The organism is Streptomyces sp. NPDC059224, assembly GCF_042754285.1.
Classification (GTDB): Bacteria; Actinomycetota; Actinomycetes; order Streptomycetales; family Streptomycetaceae; genus Streptomyces.
The window spans coordinates 1-20,242 of the sequence record NZ_JBHZAN010000034.1 but is presented as its reverse complement, the minus strand read 5'-3'; the positions used below and the strand labels follow the sequence as shown (position 1 = coordinate 20,242).

The 20,242-nt window shown below is 70.0% G+C and carries 11 protein-coding genes, 1 pseudogene and 1 CRISPR repeat array; of the genes and pseudogenes, 9 read left to right on the top strand and 3 right to left on the bottom strand.

Annotated features, from left to right (window positions below; genetic code table 11):
• Positions 1 to 41 precede the first annotated feature (41 nt).
• The 6 genes from ACFXI4_RS32980 to ACFXI4_RS32955 are packed head-to-tail and all read left to right on the top strand — an operon-like array spanning position 42 to position 11,903.
• Entirely contained in the window at positions 42 to 6,056 is a 6,015-nt protein-coding gene (locus ACFXI4_RS32980) for an acyltransferase domain-containing protein (RefSeq protein WP_384997789.1), read from the top strand.
• 11 nt (positions 6,057 to 6,067) lie between these two features.
• The gene (locus ACFXI4_RS32975) at positions 6,068 to 7,915 is read left to right on the top strand and encodes an amino acid adenylation domain-containing protein (protein ID WP_384997787.1); all 1,848 of its coding nucleotides are present in this window, start codon (positions 6,068 to 6,070) and stop codon (positions 7,913 to 7,915) included.
• Positions 7,916 to 7,950: 35 nt separating this feature from the next.
• The gene (locus ACFXI4_RS32970) at positions 7,951 to 9,729 is read left to right on the top strand and encodes a beta-ketoacyl synthase N-terminal-like domain-containing protein (RefSeq protein WP_384997785.1); all 1,779 of its coding nucleotides are present in this window, start codon (positions 7,951 to 7,953) and stop codon (positions 9,727 to 9,729) included.
• The gene (locus tag ACFXI4_RS32965; protein ID WP_384997783.1) at positions 9,726 to 10,967 is read left to right on the top strand and encodes a cytochrome P450; all 1,242 of its coding nucleotides are present in this window, start codon (positions 9,726 to 9,728) and stop codon (positions 10,965 to 10,967) included. Before ACFXI4_RS32970 ends, ACFXI4_RS32965 begins: the two co-directional genes overlap by 4 nt.
• Positions 10,964 to 11,170 (top strand): MbtH family NRPS accessory protein, encoded by a 207-nt coding sequence (locus ACFXI4_RS32960; RefSeq protein WP_384997781.1) that lies wholly within the window; start codon positions 10,964 to 10,966, stop codon positions 11,168 to 11,170. The genes ACFXI4_RS32965 and ACFXI4_RS32960 overlap by 4 nt, the downstream gene beginning before the upstream one ends.
• 37 nt (positions 11,171 to 11,207) lie before the next feature.
• Complete coding sequence (locus ACFXI4_RS32955) at positions 11,208 to 11,903, top strand: formyltransferase family protein (protein ID WP_384997780.1); 696 nt, start codon at positions 11,208 to 11,210, stop codon at positions 11,901 to 11,903.
• Positions 11,904 to 11,965: 62 nt separating this feature from the next.
• Here the strand turns inward: ACFXI4_RS32955 and ACFXI4_RS32950 are convergent, their stop codons facing one another.
• The gene (locus tag ACFXI4_RS32950; RefSeq protein ID WP_384997778.1) at positions 11,966 to 12,328 is read right to left on the bottom strand and encodes a hypothetical protein; all 363 of its coding nucleotides are present in this window, start codon (positions 12,326 to 12,328) and stop codon (positions 11,966 to 11,968) included.
• 503 nt (positions 12,329 to 12,831) lie between these two features.
• Between ACFXI4_RS32950 and ACFXI4_RS32945 the strand changes: the two are divergent.
• Positions 12,832 to 14,024: pseudogene (locus tag ACFXI4_RS32945) on the top strand (IS110 family transposase).
• 8 nt (positions 14,025 to 14,032) lie between these two features.
• On the opposite strand, the gene ACFXI4_RS32940 reads toward ACFXI4_RS32945, so the two are convergent.
• Both ACFXI4_RS32940 and ACFXI4_RS32935 read right to left on the bottom strand, forming a co-directional pair.
• A complete protein-coding gene (locus ACFXI4_RS32940; protein ID WP_384997776.1) occupies positions 14,033 to 14,212 on the bottom strand; it encodes a hypothetical protein in 180 nt (59 codons plus the stop codon).
• Between the two features lie 108 nt (positions 14,213 to 14,320).
• Positions 14,321 to 17,050, bottom strand: a complete 2,730-nt coding sequence (locus ACFXI4_RS32935; RefSeq protein WP_384997774.1) for an FAD/NAD(P)-binding protein — start codon at positions 17,048 to 17,050, stop codon at positions 14,321 to 14,323.
• Between the two features lie 317 nt (positions 17,051 to 17,367).
• On the opposite strand from ACFXI4_RS32935, the gene ACFXI4_RS32930 reads away from it, so the two are divergent.
• Entirely contained in the window at positions 17,368 to 17,862 is a 495-nt protein-coding gene (locus ACFXI4_RS32930) for an RrF2 family transcriptional regulator (RefSeq protein WP_384997772.1), read from the top strand.
• Positions 17,863 to 18,418: 556 nt separating this feature from the next.
• A complete protein-coding gene (locus tag ACFXI4_RS32925) occupies positions 18,419 to 18,919 on the top strand; it encodes a tyrosine-type recombinase/integrase (protein ID WP_384997770.1) in 501 nt (166 codons plus the stop codon).
• A 209-nt stretch (positions 18,920 to 19,128) separates the two neighbouring features.
• Positions 19,129 to 19,584: a CRISPR direct-repeat array (repeat unit 29 nt; unit sequence CTGCTCCCCGCGCCCGCGGGGATGGTCCC).
• Between the last annotated feature and the right edge of the window lie 658 nt (positions 19,585 to 20,242).

Below are 20,242 nucleotides of genomic sequence, written 5' to 3'. Positions count from 1 at the left end.
ACGGTCAGCCTGTTTCATCCGCCCTGCCCAGGAGCCGAAGAATGCCCCAAGAGCACGCAGCGCGAGATGCGCACGCCATAACAGATTTCTTGCTTTCCCGTGTCGCCGGTTTGATGGACGTGCCTGAGAATGCGGTGGACCGCTGGACACCGATGCACGAGTTCGGCCTGGAGTCGTTGAAAATGACGATCCTCGCCACCTCATTGTCCGAATTCCTCGGTTGGAAAGTTCCGGTCACCCTGATGTGGCGGTACCCGACCATCGATGAGCTGGCCCGCGCACTCGCCGATGGTCCGCAGGCCGCACAGACCGCCGCGCCGGGCCGTGCTCGCCGTACGGCATCGCACGAGCCCGTCGCGATCGTGGGCATCGGCTGCCGATTCCCCGGTGGACCGGACCCCTCCTCGTTCTGGCAACTGCTGACCGAGGGCCGCGACGCTGTCGGCCCGGTGCCGGCCGGACGACGCGAACTCCTGAACGGCAAGGTGCGGTGGGGCGGGTTCATCGACGGCATCGACCAGTTCGATCCGCTGTTCTTCGGCATCTCGCCCCGTGAAGCCGTCCAGATGGACCCTCAACAGCGACTGATCCTGGAACTCGCCTGGGAGGCACTGGAGGACGCAGGTGTCGCGCCCCACAGCCTCGTCGACAGCGACACCGGCGTGTTCATGGCCTCCTGCTGGGGCGACTACGCGGCACTGGCACACTACCGAGGCCCCGACAGCCAGATCACCCCGCACACCGCGACCGGCATGCACGACGGCATCATCGCCAACCGCGTCTCCTACATCCTCGGCCTGCAGGGACCGAGCATGGCCATCGACGCGGCCTGTGCCGGATCGCTGGTCTCGGTGCACGTGGGATGCCAGTCGATCTGGATGGGCGAGAGCGAGCTGGTGCTGGCCGGCGGCGTGAACCTGAGCTTCGTCTCCGACTACTACACCGCCATGGACGCGATGGGCGCGCTCGCCCCGGACGGCCGCTGCAAGTCGTTCGACGCCCGTGCCGACGGTTACGTCCGTGGTGAGGGCGCCGGAGTCGTCGTACTCGCTCCCCTGAGCGTGGCGCTCGAACGTGATCTTCCCGTGTACTGCCTGATCAAGGGCAGCTCCTCCCTCAACGACGGCCTGAGCAACGGCATGACCGCGCCGAACCCGCAGGCCCAGGAGAAGATGCTCCGCACCGCGTACCAGCGGGCCGGCATCGAACCCTCCCTCGTGGACTACATCGAGTGCCACGGCTCCGCGACGCCGTTGGGCGATCCGATCGAGACCAACGCGATCGGCGCCGTCCTGGGCCGAAACCGCGCCGAGCCGCTGCGCCTGGGGTCCGTGAAGTCCAACGTCGGGCACCTGGAAGCGGCGGCCGGCATCGTCGGCCTCGTCAAACTCGCCCTGTCGATCCGCAACGGGGTGCTTCCGCCGAGCCTGCACTACACCGCCCCGAACCCGCAGATCATGTTCGATGAGTACAACCTCACCGTCCAGGACCGGCTGACGGCGTGGCCGCGCAGGTCCGGCGCGCGCCGCGGCGGCGTCAGCTCGTTCGGATTCGGCGGCGCGATCTGCCATGTGGCCGTCGAGGAGCTGCCGCGCCCCCAGAGCTCCCTCGTGCTGCTGGCCGCGGACTCGCAGAAGGCGCTGGCCGAGCGGGCCCGGGCGCTGCGCGAGGAGGAGGACCTGCGGGCGGTATGCAGCCGGACACCCGGCGACGGCAGGTTCCGGCTCGCCGCCACCGCCCGCGACATGAGCGAACTCAGGGCACAGCTCGACCACTTCACCACCGCGACGGCATCCGCTGGCCTGAGCGCCGGGGAGATCACCGCACGCAAGCCGCGGGTGGCATTCCTGTTCTCGGGCAACGGCTCCCAGTGGCCGGGCATGGGCAGGCAGCTGCTGGCCGGTATGCCCGTCTTCCGGCGGTCCATGATGAGGTCCGACCAGCGCATGCGTGAACTGCTGGGCTTCTCGCTCGTCGAGCAACTGCTGGCGCCGGACGGCCGTATCGACGACATGGACGTCTTCCAGCCGTTGCTGTTCTCCTTGCAGGTCGCTCTGGCCGACGCATGGCGCTCGCTGGGCGTGGAGCCGGACGTCGTTGTGGGACAGAGCGTCGGGGAGTTCGCCGCCTCCCACATCGCCGGCGCGCTCGACTTCGAGGACGCCTCCCGGCTGGCCGCCCACCACGGCAGGCTCCTGCAGCAGCTGGCCGTCGGGCACGGCGACGGCATGGTGGTCATGACCGGCGCGGATGCCGTCACGCCGTATCTGGCCGGCCGGCTCACGCTCTCCGGCCGCAACGGCCTGCACTCCACCCTGGTCACCGGCACACCGCAGGAGATCGAGGAACTCACCCGGCAGCTCACGGACGAGGGCATCACGAACCACCGGGTACGGATGGGCCACGCACCGCACTCGCCGCTGGTCGACCACGTCCTCGCCCCGCTGCGGGCCGAACTGGCCGGCCTGAGGCCCCGGACCACGCGTGTCCCCATGATCTCGACGGTCACCGGCGAACTCGTCGACGGAGCAGAACTCGGGCCGGACTACTGGGCGGACAACCTGCGCCAGGAGATCCGGGTGGTCGACGCCCTGACGACCCTGGACCACCACGACATCGACGTGGTGATCGAGATCAGTCCGCACCCCGTGCTGCTGAAGTCCGTGTCGGAGATCCTGACGGCAACCACCCTGCCGTCCATGCGCCGTGGCGCGGACGAAGCCTCCACCCTGCTCGGCTCACTGGGCGCGCTGTACACCGCCGGCCTCTCCGTCACGCCCAGCCCGTTCACCGCGGGCGACCGGGGACGCCACCTCACACCGAGCCAGGGCGACACCGCGCCCGGCGAACAGGTGCACCTCGTACCCGTCACCGCCCGCACGGCGGAAGCGCTGGCCGACACCTGCCGCGAGCTGTCCAATCAGATCGAACGAGACCCTTGCCTGCGGGTTTCCGACCTCGCCTACACGCTCGCGACCAGACGCACCCACCACAGCCGGCGGATCGCGCTGTTCGCCCGCAACCGTCAGGAAGTCCTCGACGGGCTCGCCCAGTTCGCGGCCGGCCGGCCGCACCCCGATGTCGTCACGAGCACGGCCACGGGCAACGGCGACCGGCGGGTGGCGCTGGTGTTCTCCGGCGGCGGAACGCAATGGGTCGGCATGGGCCGGGAACTCATGCGCTCGCATCCCGGCTTTCGCGGCTGGATGCATGCCTGCGACGCCGCCGTACGCGCGGCAGGCGGCTGTTCCGTACTGGACGAACTCGCAGCCCCCGCCGAGGAGGCCAGGTTCGAGGAGATGGACTTCCAGCAGCCTGTTCTGTTCGCTCTGCAGGTGTCGCTGGCCCACGTCTGGCTCGGACTCGGTGTCCAGCCGGCCGCCGTCGTCGGACACAGCCTGGGCGAGGTCGCGGCCGCTTGTGTCGCCGGCGCGCTGTCGCTGGAGGACGCCGCCCGCGTCGTGGTCGCCCGGTCACACCTGCTCGAACGGAAAGCGGCCGCCGGCGCCATGATCTCGGTCGACCTGCCGGAGCAGGAACTGCTGCCGAAGATCGCCACGTACGCCGAGCACGCGGCCATCGCCGTGGTGAACAGCCCGACCAGCGCCGCGGTCTCCGGCTCGCCTGACGCCGTCAGAGCCCTGGAGGCCGACCTTCGGCGGGCCAAGGTCTCGACCCGGAGAATCCGCGTCGAACGCCCGGTGCACAGCCCCGGCATGGATCCGTTGCTCCAGCCGCTGCGCGCACGCATCGACGGCATCGTGCCTCTGACGGGCACCATCGAATTCCGTTCCACGGCACTGGCCGACACGGTGAACCCGGTCGTCGACGTCGACTACTGGGTGCACAACCTGCGCAACCAGGTGCGGTTCGCCGAGGCGGTCGACGCCCTGGTCGAGGACGGTGTCAGCACCTTCATCGAGATCGGCCCCCACGAGACGCTACGCGGTGCGGTCGAGGAGATCGCGCTGACCCGTGGCGCCCCGATGCACGCGGTCAGCTCTCTGCGGCGCGGTGAGAACGACCTCCGCTGCCTGCTGGAAGCCGTCGCCTCCCTGTACGTCAGGGGCTTCCCGACGACCTTCGACTCACTGTTCGCCGATGACGTCGAGGTCGTGGAAACCCCGCTCGTGCAGTGGCAGAAGGACCGCTACTGGCTGGACAGCGGCCCTCACCCCACCGCGGCGCCAGCGCCGGCCGCCGACACGGCCGCCGAGTCCGCCGTCGCGACCGTGGCCGCCGAACCCGCTGCCGGGACCGTGGAGAACAGGCCGCTGGAGGACATCGTCCTGGGCGAGATCGCCGACGCCCTGGGCGTGCCGGCGAGCAGGTTCGACGAAGGCACCAGCCTGCGCGATTTCGGCCTCGACTCGATGCTGGCGATCCGCCTCGTCAACAGGCTGCAGTCGCTGTTCGGCAAGCGGCTGTCGCTGGTGACCTTCCTGGACGGCCGGACCCTGCCCGAGGTCGTCGCCCACGTCGTGGAGAGCGTCGGCCGGCCGGCCGCCACCACCGGTACGCCGCCGGACCCGGCCTCCCGGCCGCCGCGGACGGCGGCGGCCACGCCCGTGGTCCCGGCCGCACCGGCCACGGCCTTGCCCGATGACCTGTCCGAGCTGGACGCCGAGGAACTGGTGGACGAACTGGCCGCACGCGGTCTGCTGGATCCCACCGACGCGCCGGCCTCGGACCAGCTGCGCGCCGACGGCCTCGGTTTCCGGCTGGCACCGGTCTCGCACGGCCAGGCCTCGCTGTGGTTCATGCAGATGGTCGCCCCGGACGCCGTGCCCTACAACTTCATGGTGGCCGCCCGGATCCGGACCACGGTCGACGAAAAGGCCCTCGACCGCGCCGTAGCGGCCGTGATGGAGCGCCACCCCGCGCTGCGCACCCTCTTCGTCGAGGCCGGCGGCCGGCCCTACCAGGTCGTTCTGGATGAACCGCTGTACGAGTTCGTCGTGGTGGACAGCACCGACCGTGACGACGAACAAGCCCGCGAGGACCTTGCCGAGTACGGGCACCGGCCGCTCGACCTGGACAATGGGCCGCTCGTGCGGGTGGTGCTGATGACGCGCGGACCGGCGGACCACTACCTGCTGATCCTCGTGCACCACATCGCGTCGGACGCGGCGTCGGCCGACGTGATGATCCGCGAACTTCAGGAGTACTACGAGGGCGCGGACCCCGCGGACAGCGCGCCGGCCGCCCCGTACACGGAGTTCGTCGAGTGGGAGCGGCAGTGGCTGGCCGGTCCGGCGGCCGACACGGCGCTGGCCTGGTGGTCGGAGAAGTTGGCCGACCCACCCGCCCACCTCGACCTCTCCCCGGAGGTGCGGCCTCCCGGCGTCACCTACGAGGGCCGCGACCTCGCCTTCCGCTGGAACGCCGAAGACGCCCGTGTCCTCAGGGAGTTCGCAGTCCAGGAGGGCATGTCGATCAGCACCGTCGTACTCGCGGGCTTTTTCGCCACACTCAACCGCGCGGCCGGAACCGAGGACTCCGTACTGGCCACCGCTATCGCCCAACGCACCGAACCCGGCCGGGAATCAGCCATCGGCTACTACCTGAACACGGTGCTGGTGCGGGCCAGACCGGCCGGTGACCGCAGTTTCCGGGACCTGTTGGGTGAGGTCCACGCCTTCTCGCTCGGCCTGCTCGAGCACATGAACTACCCTCTCGACCTGTTGGCCTCCGCCCTGAAGCCGCCCAGGGCGGAGGGCCGCTCACCGTGGTTCGACGTGGTGGTGAACTGGCTGTCCTCGGACGCGTTCCCCCGCTCCGTCCGGCTCTTCCACGGCAGGGGCGGCACCATCGCGCCCAGCAGCTCCCTGCCCCTGGAACCGCTTCCGGTACGCAGGCACCTGGCCAAGTTCGACCTGGAGATATCGATGGCGGACATCGACGGCGAAGTGGTCGGCCACGTTCAGTACAAACCCAGCTACCTGCGGGAGGAGACGGTGACGGCACTGCTCGGGCTCTTCCACACCGTGCTCTTCGAATCGATCGCCCAACCCGACCTGGCACTTGAAGGCATCGCGCCGAGCGGCCTCCTCTAGGAGACGGACCAGTGACCGAAACCCTGCACTCCGCGTTCATCGAGCAAGCGGTCAAGAACCCGAGCGCGCCCGCGGTCTACGCCGACGCCGGTGTCCTGACCTACGACGAGCTGAACGAGCGGTCCCGCGTGCTGGCCGAACACCTCGTCACCCAGGGCGCGGGCCCCGGCGTCCCGGTCGGCGTCTGCGTCGAGCGCACGCCCGACCTGCTCGTCGGCATCCTGGCAGCCCTGCGCGCGGGCTCCTGCTATGTACCGCTGGACCCCAAGTACCCGGCCGGCCGGCTGGACTTCATGGTCCGGGACAGCCGGGTCCAGCTGCTGGTGACCACGCCCGCGTCGCGTGCCCACTGCTCGCCCGGCCCGACGACGGTCGTGCTGGGGGACACCGTGAGGACCGAGCCGGGCGCGAAGCCCGAGCCGGTGGTACCCGGCGACACCGCGTACGTCATCTACACGTCGGGATCCACGGGCACGCCGAAGGGTGTGGCGATCCGGCACAGCGGTTGCGTCGCCATGCTGGCCGAGATGGACCGGCTCTTCGCCGGCTGTGACCTGAGCGGTGTGTCGGCGGCGAGCTCGGTCTGCTTCGACATGTCCGTGATGGAGATCTTCGGCGCCCTGTGCCGTGGTGGTGCCGTCGTACTGGTGGAGAGCGCCGTCCACCTGCCGGAGAGCCGCTACGCCGACAGGATCACCCACCTCAACGTGGTCCCGTCGGTGATGAACGGCCTGCTCGATGCCGGAGTCCTCCCGCCCAACGTGCGCACGATCGTCTTCGGCGGCGAGGCACTGCGCCGGAAACTGGTGGACCGTGCGTACCGGCAGACCGGCGCCGACCGGGTCTTCAACGCCTACGGCCCCACCGAGGGCACGGTCTTCTGCTCGTTCGGGCCGGTGCCGCGGGACAGCGCCGCGGAACCGACGATCGGCCCGCCGTCGGCCGGCGCACGTGTCTATGTGCTCGACGAGAACCTGAAGCAACTGCCACCCGGTGAGTACGGGGAGCTCTACCTGGGTGGTGCCGGCCTCGCCCACGGCTACGTCAACCGCCCGCGCATCACGGCCGAACGGTTCGTGCCCGATCCGTTTCGTGACGGCGAACGCATGTACCGCACCGGTGACCTGGCCAAGTTCACCGCCGACGGTGAACTCCGGTTCGGCGGCCGCACCGACCGCCAGGTCAAGCTGCGGGGTTACCGCATCGAGCTGGAAGAGGTCGAGGCCCGGCTGACCGGCTGCCCCGAAGTCAGGGAGGCCGCCGCCGCAGTGGTGGGCAACAGGCTCATCGGCTACGTCGTGCAGGAGGGCGGCCACCCCCCCCGGGGCGGCCACCCGCAGGGCGGCGTCCGGCGGGACGCCGTCCTGCAGAGCGCCATCACCGGCAAGCTCGCCGCCGGGCTGCCCGACCACATGGTGCCGGCGACGATTGTGTTCCTGGACGCGCTTCCGCTGGGACCGGGCGGCAAGCTCGACCGCGCCGCACTCCCCGAACCGCCGGCCGCCGGCACAGCGACGACGGGGCCCCTGACGGCGGCCGGCACGGCGACCGAGGTGGCCCTGTCGGAAATCTGGGGCCAGTTGCTCGGCCTCGAACCGGCGGGCATCGACGTCCGGGCCGCCTTCTACGACCTCGGTGGCGACTCGCTGCTGCTCGTCCGGCTGGCCAGGCTGATGACCCGGCGGTTCGACCGCCGGGTGCGCGTGCCCGACCTCTTCAGCTTCCGTGACATCTCCTCCCTCGCCCGCTGGCTCGACGAGGAGAGCGGGGCCACCCCCGAAGTGGTCCAGTCGGCGCGCCGCCGTGCCAACGCCCGCCGCACCGCGCTGCGGGGCCGCGGCGCTTCCGACGGCGGCTGAGCCACCCCCACTCGATCCGACGCAGGAGCCTTTCCATGACCGACAGCCCCGAGCAGGACTACGACACAGGTGACGTGGCGGTCATCGGCATGTCCCTCCGCTCACCCGGAGCCCGCACCAAGGAACAGTTCTGGGACAATCTCGTGCACGGCAGGGAATCGGTGTCGTTCCTGGCCAAGGACGACATCCACGTCGACGAGACCCTGATCCACAGCCCGTTCTACGTACGGGCCTGCGGTGTGCTCGACACCTACGACAAATTCGATCCCTCGGTGTTCGGCATCAGCGACCGGACGGCGGCCGCGATGACCCCCGAGAACCGGCTGTTCCTGGAGAGCGCATGGGAAGCGTTTGAGGACGGCGGCTACGACCCGGACCGGGTCACGGGCGAGGTCGGCGTCTACGGCGCCAACAACCCGCAGACCGCCGCGCTCTACAGCTCCCCGCCGGACCGGGTGTCGGTCGGTCCTGAGGCGATCGAAGCCAGCCTGGCGTGGTCGCCGGACACCATGACCTCCAACGCGCTCTACTACATGGGGCTGACCGGCGAAGCCGTCACCATCGCCGCCGTCTGCGCCGGATTCCACTACGCGGTGCACCTCGCCTGCCAGTCACTGCTGCTCGGCCAGACCGACATGGCGATCGCCGGTGGCGCGATGGTCCGTCTGCCGCACCCCCGCGGTCATCTGTGGGAGGAGAACCGCATCCTGTCCAAGGACGGCCACTGCCGTCCGTTCGACGCCCACGGCACCGGCACCGCGCTGTCCAGCGGCGTCGTCACCCTGCTGCTCAAGCCGCTGGCGCAGGCCGTCACCGATCGCGACCATGTCTACGCCGTGGTCAAGGGGTCGGCCGTCAACAACAACGGCGTCAGCGCGATGGCCTACGGTCTGGCACAGCCGGAGCGGCTGAGCGCATGCATCGCCAACGCCATGGAGGTCGGTGGCGTCACTGCGGACACCGTGTCCATGTACGAAGCCAACGGTCTCGGTATGCCGATGACCGACGAGCTCGAAGTGCACGCGGCGAGCATGGCGTTCGGCAAGCAGGCAGGCACCGCCTCGATCGGCGGGGTCAAGGGCAACGTGGGCCATGGCGGCGTGGTGTCAGGAGGCTTCGGCGCCATGAAGGCCATCATGGCCCTCTACCACAGGAAGCTGGCGGCGACGATCAACCTGGTGGAGGTCAACGAGGACCTGGACTTCCCCAGCACCCCGTTCGTGCCGCAGCTGGAGACGGCGGACTGGGAGCCGGAGTCCGGGATCCGGCGGGCGGGCATCACCTCGATCGGCGGTGGCGGCTACAACGCCCACCTGGTGCTGGAAGAGCCGCCGACGGCCGCGAAACGGACTCCCGAGGAGCACGGCAGGCCACGGCTGGCCACGCTGTCCGCCCTGGACGATGACGCACTGGCCCGTCAGCGGACGAGGCTGAAGGACTGGCTGGAGACCAACCCGCACCTGCGCCTGGACGACATCTGCTTCAGCCTCAACCTGGGCCGCAAGGTGATGTCCCGCCGGTGGGCTGCCGTCGTCCGCAGCCGTGCGGAGCTGATCGCGGCGCTGTCCGAGGGCTCCGCGGGCGGCCTGGCCACCGGGACCGCCCAGCGGGCGGCCGTCGATTCCTCCTCCCGCACCGGCACGGAGACGGCACGGCCCGGGGCGGACGTGGACGCGCTGTCCGAGCTGGCCGCGGCCTGGGTCGACGGCCGGCAGGTGGACCTCGCCTCCCTGCATGCGGGAGAGACCAGCCACCGCGTGCCGCTGCCCACCTACCCCTTCCGGCCACGCCGGTTCTGGCGTACGGACTGGTGACCGTGCGCATGCCGGCACTGGACACCGTGGATCTCGCTGATCCGAGCACGTTCACGGCCCACGGCCTCGACAGGTTCTGGCGCACCCTGCGGGACACCGCCCCGGTGCACTGGAACCCCCCGGCCGACGGCCGCCGCGGGTTCTGGGTGCTGTCCCGCTACGACGACATCACGGCCGTCTACCGCGACAACACGAACTTCACCTCCGAGCGCGGCAACGTGCTCGTCACCCTGCTGGACGGCGGGGACGCCGGTGCCGGCCGGATGCTGGCCGTCACCGACGGGACCCGCCACCACGAGCTGCGCAAGATGTTCCAGCGGGTCCTCTCCCCGCGCGTGCTCAGCGAGGTCGCGCGGACGGTGCGGGACAACACCCGGCGGCTGATGCGCGAGGCGGCCGTGTCCGGAGGCTGCGACTTCGCCGAGCAGATCGCAGGCCGGATCCCGATGACCACGATCTCGAACCTGCTCGGCGTACCCGAGGAGGACCGGGACTTCCTTCTCACCCTGACCAAGAACGCGCTGTCGACCGACGACGAGAACATCGACGACGTCGGCTCCGAGATGGCCCGCAACGAGATCCTGATGTACTTCATGGACCTGGTCGAGGAGCGGCGTGAGACTCCGGGCGACGACGTGATCAGCATGCTGGCCGACAGCTCCGTCGACGGGGTGCCCCTGTCCGACGAGGACATCGTGCTGAACTGCTACAGCCTGATCATCGGCGGCGACGAGACCAGCCGGCTCACGATGATCGACTGTGTGCACACGCTCGCGTCCCGCCCCGAACAGTGGCGGCGGTTCAAGCAGGGTGAGGTCGCCGTCGAGACCGCGGTGGAGGAGGTGCTGCGCTGGGCGTCACCCACGATGCACTTCGGGCGCAGTGTCGTCCACGACACCGAACTGCGCGGGGTGCGGCTGCGGCGGGGCGATGTCGTCACGCTCTGGCACGCCTCCGGCAACCGGGACGAACGCGCGTTTGAGCGCCCCGAGGAGTTCGACCTCGGCCGCGCCCCCAACAAGCACATGGCATTCGGCTACGGCCCGCACTTCTGCGTCGGCTCGTACCTGGCGAAGGTGGAGATCTCCGAGCTGTTGATCGCGCTTCGGGACTTCACCACCCGATTCGAGCAGACCGGCGAACCGCTGCGTATCCGTTCCAACTTCCTGACCGGCTTCTCCACGCTGCCGATGCGTTTCTGGCCCGATCACTCCGGACTGAAAGAGGACGACGTATGAGTGGCAACCCCTTCGTCGGCGGTGATGCCGACTGGCTGGTCGTGGTCAACGCCGCCCGGCAGTACGCCCTGTGGCGGCCGTACCTGGATGTGCCGAAAGGCTGGCGGGTCATTCACTCCTCCCCGGACCGTGACAGCGCCCTCGACCACGTCGAGAAGCACTGCGCCGCGGCGGCGGAAACGCCGACGCATCACTCCTACTGACGCACCAGACACCTGACGACCGCAGGAAGCGCGAGTGATGAACATTTACATCTCAGGACGAGGGGCGTTCGCGGTCCAGGTCGCGGAGGCTCTGCTGGACGAAGGCCACAAGATACTCGGCGTGGCCGCCCCCCGGCTGCGCGACGGGCAGTCCGACGAGAGCAACGCGTTGTCCTGGGACCGCCTGCGTTCCTGGGCGTATCCCAGGGACATCCCGTGGACGGATTCGGCCGAACTGCGCGCGATGCATGTCCCCGACGGAGTGGACATCATCGTCGCCGCGCATTCCCACGCCTTCCTCGGCCGCCGAACGCGGGCCAGGGCTGCCATCGCCACCATCGGCTACCACCCCAGCCTACTGCCCCTGCACCGCGGCCGGGACGCGATCCGGTGGACGATCCGCGACCGGGACAAGGTGACGGGCGGGAGCGTCTACCACCTCACCGAACACACCGACGCCGGCCCGCTCGCCGCCCAGGAGCACCTCTTCGTGCCGCCGGGGGCGACCGCGCAGACCCTGTGGCGCGAGCATCTGGCGCCGCTCGGTGTCCGGTTGCTGCTGAAGGTGGTCGCCGATCTCGCCGAGGGCCGGCGGGTGGAGGTCCCGCAGGACGAGAAGCTGGCGACCTGGGAGCCTGCGATGAGCGCACCACCGCTGTTCAAGCCCGAACTCATCGCCCTGCCCGGAACGACGCCCGTCGACGGCAGCAAGTGGGCGCTTCATGCGCGATGAAGGAAGAAAGGAAGAGCCGACGGGCGGAGCCGCCGGGCCCGGCCGCTCGGAGCCGTACCCGGTCAGGGGCGGGCACCGGGGCGGCCGAGCAGAGCCCGACGGATGGAACGCAGTCTGTCCGCCACCTCGTCGGGGGTGAACATCACGTTCGCCGACTGGGTGTCGGTCGAGGGGTAGGCGGTGTTGTAGACGTTGGAGAAGTCGCGCTCCCGCGGGCCGCGCGGCACCAGCGTGCACGTCATCGACTCCATGGGCAGCACCACCCGGTGGATGCGGTGGTACTCCAGGTGGTAAGCGCTGCCCTCCTCCTCGACCGTCTCACCGGTCATCTCCAGCGCCGCCTCATCGACGAAGCGGTAGAAGTTGGCCTGGGTGGATTCCCCTGCCTTCTCCGGGTTGTAGCGGTACCGCCGCAGCCTGGCCACCGCACCGCCGTCCTGGCCGACGGGTCCGGTGCCTTCGTGGCGGGCGAAGTTCTGCGAGACCGGACGGCCGGTCAGGATGGTCGACCAGAAGCTGAAGCGGTGGTCGTGGATCAGCTCGTCGCACAGCTCCTTCTCGCTGTAGGGAGGACACCATGCGTGCAGGGTGAGCCGGTACCCCCCGGCGGTCCCCGAGTCGACCAGGACGATCTTGTCGAAGTGGTTGACATGCCGGTAGGAGCGGCCGGCGATCCGTCGGCCGTCGCCCGTCAGTCGTCCCTACGTTGTTGATCGGGCTGAGCGAGCCATTCGTAGGGTTGGCTCACCCAGGGGTGCCGGGTGTGGATTTCAGTCGTCTGCCGCGGTTGTGGCTTCTTCCGATTCGCCGCCCGGCGCCCCACGACGACTCGGCTGCTCATTAGGAATTGCGGCACTGATCGCTCAGTAGGGACTCGACAGCGAGGTCGTCCGTGGTACCTGTACGAATACGACCTGCGGAGAAGCGAGTGACAGCGATCTGGGCCGGCATCGACGCCGGGAAGACCCATCACCACTGCGTGGTGATCGACGACACCGGCAAGCGGCTGCTGTCCCGGCGGGTCGCTAACGAGGAGGGCGACCTGTTCAAGCTCCTCGGGGACGTTCTCGATCTGGGCGATGAAGCGGTCTGGGGCATCGACCTGGCAGACGGTGGGGCCGCCCTGGTCATCGCGGTCCTGCTCAACCACGGCCAGCAGCTCCTCTACATCCCCGGACGAGCGGTCAACCGCGCCTCCGAGGGCTACCGGGGTGACGGCAAGACCGATGCCAAGGACGCCGCGGTCATCGCCGACCAGACCCGCATCCGGCGCGACCTCACGCCCCTGCGGCCCGGCGACGAGCTGGTGTCCGAGCTGAAAGTCCTCACCCGGCACCGCCGTGACCTCAGCGACGACCGCACCCGGACCGTCAACCGGCTCCGTGGCCACCTCACCGAGATCTTCCCCGGCCTGGAGCGCGAACTCGACCTGGGCAACGTCGGCCCCCTGGTACTGCTGACCGGTTACCAGACCCCCGCCGCCATCCGTCGCACCGGCCGGCGGCGTCTCGCCACTTGGCTGCGCAACCGGAAGGTCCGCGGCGCCGACGAACTCGCCGCCAAGGCCGTCCAGGCCGCAGAGGGACAGCACACCAGCGTCCCCGGTGAGGACATGACCGCCCACGTCGTGCGCTCCGTGGCCGGGGAGGTGATGGCCCTCAACGAGAAGATCATGGAGACCGACAAGCTCATCGAGGGCCGGTTTCGCCGCCACCACAACGCAGAAGTGATCACGAGCATGCCCGGCATCGGCGTCCTGCTGGGCGCCGAGTTCCTGGCCGCCACCGGCGGAGACCTCAGCGCTTTCGCCAGCGCGGACAGGCTGGCCGCCTTTGCCGGCGTCTCCCCGGTGCCCCGGGACTCCGGGAAGGTGAGCGGCAACCTCCACCGTCCTACCCGCTACAGTCGGCGTCTTCAACGCGTCTTCTACACCTCTGCGTTGATCAGCATCCGCTGCTGCGACGAATCCCGCCGTTTCTACGACCGCAAGCGCGCCGAAGGCAAACGGGCCACAGCCAAGCCGTCATGGCCCTCGCCCGCCGCAGGGTCAACGTTCTGTGGGCTCTCCTGCGTGACGGACGGTGCTACGACCCCATACCGCCCGTCACACTGTCCGCTTGACATCTCCATTAGGAATCGGTGTCTGCGGGCCGGGGCCAACCGGTGAGGTGGGTAAGGGCGTTGATGAGTTCGGTGAGGTTGCGGTAGTCGCGTCGTTCATTGCCCTGGTTGGTGCGGTAGACACTGCCGTGCCAGGGGGTGTCGCTGGGTGCGATGACGAGTTTGCGTGAGGGGGTTCGTTTGTCCACGCTGGGTCCTCCACTGCGACGGTCAGTGTTGGCGGGCTGGTGTGAGCGATCGTTTCACAGCCGTCGGTCCGCTCGCGAAGTGATGGCGGTGAGCGCGATGGCGGTCCGTCAGGAGTGCGCGGTGGGACGTGGTGCGGTGTCCGTCTCCTGACATGCGGGGAGCGCGGTGAGGAGTTGATGGTCGCGGGGGGAGGGACGGCGGTCGAGGCGCTGTCGGAGACGCTGCCGGGCGAGGTCGTGCCGCCCTGCTGATATCAGTGCGTGGAGCAGGGTGTCCTCGACGATCTCGAGCTGGGCCTTGCTGCCGCCGACGGCAGGGAGACAGGGGAGGAGACGGGCGAGCTGCCGGGCGGCCTGGGGCCAGGCTTCCTCTACGACGTGTTCGAGCGCCGTGCACAGGGGCGCGATGACGTCGCGTTGCACCGGGTCGGCGGTCTGGGTGTGCGTACGCAGCCGCCGTAGGGCCGGCAGGTCGCGGGCCGCAGTGTGGGCGATGGCCGCGTGCAGGGCGGTGAAGGCGGTCGGGGGCTGTTCGAGTGTGGCGGGGGTGACGGTGTTCATGACGTCGATGATGGGAAGGGGCCCGTGCCAGGAGCCGGCCAGTTGTGCCCGCCACAGCAGGGAGGCGGAATCGACGAGCGCGCGCACTCCGGTGACTTTGGCGGGTGCCAGCTGGGTCACCCATCGGCGGCGCAAGGCCGTGGTGTCGTGGAGAGCGAGTTCGTGCAGAGCCGCGTGCCAGGAGAAGTGGGCGCGGTGGGTGGCGGTGCGGCCGGGGCCGATGAGCCAGGTGTCGAGGCGGTCGCGGCCGGTCGTGTGGTCGCCCTGCTCGTAGTGGACGTGGGCGAGCGCGTGCATGGCGTGACCGGAGCGGGGCTGGTCCGCCAGTGCCTGTTCCGCGAGCCGGCCGGCCTCCTCGTAGCGGCCTTCCTCCTGGCGCACGAAGGCGAGCAGCGAGGTGTGGAACCAGTGGCCCTCGTGGGCGGGGGCGGTCTGTTCGACCACGCGGCGCGCGGTGCCGTTGTGGGCGTCGTGCAGACCGGTGAAGGCGATGGTGGGGACGGCGACGGCGAGAGCGAGCCGGTCACCGGGATAGGCGTGGAGGTAGCGCAGGAGGGCGTTGTCGGCGTCGTCGGCCCGGCTCTGGACGCGGCGGACCACCATGTCCACGAAGGCGCGTTCGCGTTCGTCGGCGCGTTCGCCGGCGCAGCGGCGGGCCTGGGCGAGGGCGGCGGGAACGTCGACGTCCGCGCCGCTTTCGTGTCCGGTCAGAGCGAGCGCGGCATGGCCCATGGCGAAGCCCGGATCGAGCGCGACCGCGCGCCGGAAGGCATTCTCGGGACCGGCCTGCATCCTGAGCACGCGTTCAGCCCCTGAGCGGTAGGCGGCCGCGGCGGCGGAATGTGTCGTCAGGGCGAAGCCCGCGCTGTCGGTGGGGCGCCGGTGGGTGCGGCCGGTCGCCACGGTGGTGGTGCGCCGAAAGACGGGCAGGGCGAGTACGCGGTCGGCGACGGCTGCTGCCTGGCTGCGGATCTCCGGGATCGCGGTGGTCTCCCACAACTCGCCCTGGCGGGGCGCGCCCAGTGTCCAGACGGGGTGCGGTGCGCGTCCGCTCTCGTCGCAGAGATGTCCGTCGCGGGTGGCGACGCCGATGCCCAGCGGGCCGGGCTGGGCAGTGCCGCGACGGTGCAGGCTGTGCCAGAGGGGATCGGTGGTATCGGCGAGATGCAGGCTCCGCCCGGTGCAGTCGATGATCCAGCCGGCGGTGATGCGGTGCCCGTCGCTGAGGGTCAGGGCCCAGCGGGTGGGGGTGAGCGGGCGGGCGTCGGCGAGTTCGGCCTGCCGGGTACGCAGGCGCCGGGTGCGGAGCATCCGGGAGAGGGCTTCGGCCGTGGCGGGGGGCATGCGGTGGCGGTGGCTGTTCCACAAGGAGGCGTCCTGGCGCAGGAACTGGGCCCGGTCGCCGGGGGAGAGGCAGGACCACAGCCGGGCGGTGTGCGGACGCAGTCCGTCCAGGGCGGGGCGCCAGTCACCCTGGGCGCGCTGGGTACGGCTGATGTGACGGTGTACCAGCGCCCGCAGCCGGGGCAGGCTCAGGTCCGCGTCCGGGGGAAGATCGCTGCACGGCGCGGGGGGCAGGGAAGTGAGGGGATGGGCCTGGGGCAGCCGTCCGGTGCGGGAGATCGCGGTCACGGTGCGCCCCGCCCTTTCCAGGTGCAGGGCCACATCGACCGCGGTGAGCGCGGTACCGATGAGCAGTACGTCGTCGGTGCGTCCGGGCGCAGCCGGGGCGTCGAGGGCGCCCGGTAGCCAGGGGTCGGTGATGTAGCGGCCGTCGACGGGCAGGCGGGCGGGCAGCCGGGCGGCGGAGGCAGTGGTGGGGCCGGTGGCCAGGATGACACCGTCCGCGCGGGCAGTGGTGCTGTCGGCCAGCCGCAGGACGGCGTGCCGCTGGGTGAAGCGGCAGTCGGTGACGCGGGTACGCAGCCGGCGGATCCGCACCGTGCCGTGCGCGGCGATGATGGCCTGTCCGAGGGTTTCGGCGAGGTAGGCGCCGTAGCGGTAGCGGGAGACGAAGTCCTCGGCCGTGATGCCGGGTTGCCCGTGGCGGCACAGCCAGCGCACGAAGTGGCCGGGATCGTCGGGGTGGCAGCTCATGCCCCCGGCGCGCACGTTCAGGAGATGCCGTGGGTCCCGGCTGGCATAGGCGCGGCCGCGTCCGGCTTCCGCCGCCGGGTCGATCAGGAGGAGTTCCAGCGGAATGCGCCGGCGGACGGCGGCCTCGCAGAGCTGGATGGCGGCCAGAGTGCCGGCCGCGCCCATCCCCACGACGGCCACGGATCCTCGCGCAGCGGACGCGGGTGCGGATGACGTCATAGTGCCTCCTGCCGGTGCGAAGGGTCGGCAGCCGGGCGGTCCGGACAGGCGGACGCCGGCGCCGTTGGGGGCGAAGAGCTCAGCCGGAGAGCCGGGGCCGGGTGGGGGCGGGCCCAAGGAACGCGGCTTCCAGGGCCGGCCTCGTGAGACCGCGGGTGGCGCGGGCTGTGCGGGCCGGCTCGCAGTAGTTCACCATTTTCATGAACTACCGGCAACAGCCGCCCGGTTCACTTCCGGAGTCGTTTCGGCGAGGGGAGCGGGTGTGAGAGATTCATCGGATGCGGATCTCGGCGAGAACGGATTACGCGGTGCGTGCCATGGCGGAGCTTGCCGCTGACGACGGCGGGCCGCTGACGGCGGAGGAGATGTCGGCCCGTCAGGACATCCCGGTGCGGTTTCTCTTCGAGGTGTTGCGGGCACTGAGGATGGCTGGTCTGGTGCGCAGTGTCCGCGGCCCGGGCGGCGGGTACGTGCTGGCCGCGGCCGCCGAGGAGATCAGCCTCGCGGCCGTGATCCGGGCGGTGGACGGCCCGTTGGCCAAGGTGCGGGATCTGAGTCTGGGCGGACTGGAGTACCCGGGAGCCGCGGCGGTCCTGCCGGATGTGTGGCGGGCGGTGCGGGCCAGTCTGCGGCAGGTGCTGGAGACGACCTCGTGCGCCGATCTCGCCCGGGGCGAGCTGCCGGAACTCGTGCGCCACAGGGCACAGGAGTACGTCGCCCAGGGGCCCCGGCCCGATGGCCGGTTGCCGGCCGGACATCACCACGCGCGGTGACACGAGCCGCTGCACGGGGCGGCGGACGAAGAGGCCGGACGCTGCGTCTCCCGCCGGCGCCGGCCGGGTGCCCGGGTGCGGAGGGCGTGCCCGGCCGGCCAGATGCGGCAGCTCCTTCCGTCCTGAGCGGCCGGTCGCCGGTCATGACGGTGCAGCGCCCGCTTCCGGCTGCACGCATGCGGCGGGCGTCGTCCCGTCGTGCGCGGAGCTGTCCAGTGATGTCGTCACCCAGTTTTTCTGAGTGGTTGCTGTGGCTGCGAGCTGGGGTTTCTCAGTTCCTGTGGGTGATGTTCGCGGTGCCTGGGGGCTCGCGGGGTGTGGAGCTGGGCGGGGTGGTGTCTGTCTGACCTGCGCATACGCGGGTGTGCGCAGGTTGATCGAGCGTTGTGCAGTTCCAGTGAGCTGCTACTTGGCGGGGCCGATCAGGTGGTGTCAGTTCGGTGACGACTACGCCCACCCCGACGCCCCAATGTTCCCCAGCGAGCGCCGCGACCCTCTGACGGGCTTCTGCGGGCGTGCCGGGGACGACGCCTTGCGGTCGGGGCTGAAGAGCGCAGTGGATCTCTTCCTGCCCACCTGGTCCGGCAGGCTGACGCCGCACGTGCTTCGGCACTTCTGCGCGTCCTCGCTCTACCTGCGGGGCGTCGACCTGAAGGCCGTGCAGGAGCTGTTGGGCCACGAATGGCTGTCCACTACGACCCGGTACATCAACCCTCGGGAATTGCATCAGGCGGGCGAGAAACTGCAGGTGGCCTGGTCGACGCGGGAAGTGGAACGAGTTCGTACGTTCCTCTCCCAGACCACGGCCTGCGGTGTCGAGCCGGTCAGCCACGTCTGGATCAACGACGTACTCGGCGTGCCCGCTCGCCGCCTCCGAGAGGACCGTCTCCTTCACGAGGCCGAGGCCACCGGAGGCGATCCTCGCCGGATCTGCGATCTGTTCGGCCTGTCCGTCGGCGCGGCTTTGCGCTACACCTCCACCGTCGGCCAGGAGGGCCTCATCGAGTACAACCTCCGCAACGCTGCGCCGCGTCCAAGAGCGAGAGTCGTCCGGTAGGTATCCAAGACGTCGACACTAGGGAGTTGGGCGGCTGGGCCCCGTCAGCTCACCGTTTGACGCGGCCACGGACCGAGAGAACCGCGAGGCCGAGCAAGATCGGCTCCGTCAGCCGGGAGGCCATCTCGATGTAGGTCCCAGCGGTGGTCAGATCCTGCCCGGAAGATCGGAACACCACCGAGTTGATGACCACCCGCAGGTCGCACAGTCTGCTCCCCGCGCCCGCGGGGATGGTCCCGACGGGTACCAGTTCGCCGGGTCCCGGCGGGTCTGCTCCCCGCGCCCGCGGGGATGGTCCCGAGGATCTGACTGCCGAGAGGGAGTGGTGGCGCTGCTCCCCGCGCCCGCGGGGATGGTCCCCGGCCCCGGAGGTCCCGCAGCCGGCCGTCGGCCTGCTCCCCGCGCCCGCGGGGATGGTCCCTGCGACACGAACGGCGCCAACTGCGCAAGCAACTGCTCCCCGCGCCCGCGGGGATGGTCCCTGAGTTGAACAATCGACTCGTGAAAAACGGCCCTGCTCCCCGCGCCCGCGGGGATGGTCCCCATTGAACGCGTCCTCATCCCCCGCCAGATTCCTGCTCCCCGCGCCCGCGGGGATGGTCCCTCGTCAAGATCCTCACCGACTTCGACCGCTGCCTGCTCCCCGCGCCCGCGGGGATAGCCCCCGGCGCGACAGCGGTGTTCTCGGCTACGTCACCGGCCCCGACCACGCTCTTGAATCGTTCGGTGAAGCCCTCGCTGACCTCGGCGACGCCCGCGGATCTCACGATCCCGTATACGCGGCCATGAGTTTCCTGCGGAGTGCCGTCGACGCATTCGGAGAATAGGAGACTGCATTTCGCACTGGAGTCACGCCGGTATCCATCCGGTAATCGGAGGACTTCCGAGCCGTCATCCCAGAATCCATCCCGCGCCGGAATGTGACGCATTTTCGGATAACGATGCCGTGCATATTAGGCGGTCTCGTACCGGGGGGTAGCGTGAGCCCGTAACGTATCCCCGTCTGAGAATTGACGCATTCACAGACGGCGGGATGGTGGTGGGATGTTAGCCCAGAATCTAGCCTGGTATATGCTTTGACGCATAATTCGGGGTTGACGTCCCGTCAGGACCGGTTGCGGCAGCGGGAGTCTGGCACCCCCCTCTGCCGCCGCTACGTTGTTCGCCCGACTGCGGAGCAGTCGGGCCCCTGCCCTGCGCGGAGCGCGGGGCAGGCAGGCTGGCACGGAGTGCCTGGCCCCTTCGGGCGGAGCCCGGAGGCCTCCGGCGCGCAGCGCCGGGACGCGTCGCGTAGCGACGCCGCGTCGCGTCTGCGGAGCAGAC